The sequence below is a fragment of the Streptomyces sp. NPDC031274 genome (assembly GCF_055570235.1).
On record NZ_JBVIHP010000050.1, the window covers coordinates 1 to 524 of the forward strand.

The following is a 524-nucleotide window of genomic DNA, read 5'->3' on the forward strand; positions in this document are numbered from 1 at the left end:
TTGAGACTTCGAACACCTCCCTCAACGGCACGGGTGCCTCGTGCGTTGTGGCCCCCTCGCCGTCACCCGATCAGTGGCCACTCTGAAAAGGCTCACTCACTGTCCGCAGAACCTCTTCACAGGGTGCCTCCGGCGGCGGGCCATTTCAGCACCCTGTACGAGGGGCCCTCGATGATCTCAGCGTCCACGGTTCATGGTCGAGCACCCACACCCTTACGAACGGTCGAATCGCCACACCGGTAAGGCGCCACCAGCGCACACCAAAAGATCGTGTTACGAGCCCTTACTGCCGTTTCGCCGGCATGAGGGCGGGGATAGCAAGTTACAGTTGGGCAAAATTGGACAGAGGCACAATTTCATACAATTGATGATCTACTTTCGGTCGAAGTCAGCGGAGCAAAGATGTAGACACCACTCAGGTCTCCTCCTAAAATCGCTGCCAAATAGTCGGAACTAGGAGGGTCAATCTTGCCGAAAATAGCTACCCAACAGCTGCGGTCCGATTTCAGTCCTGAGCAGGCTGG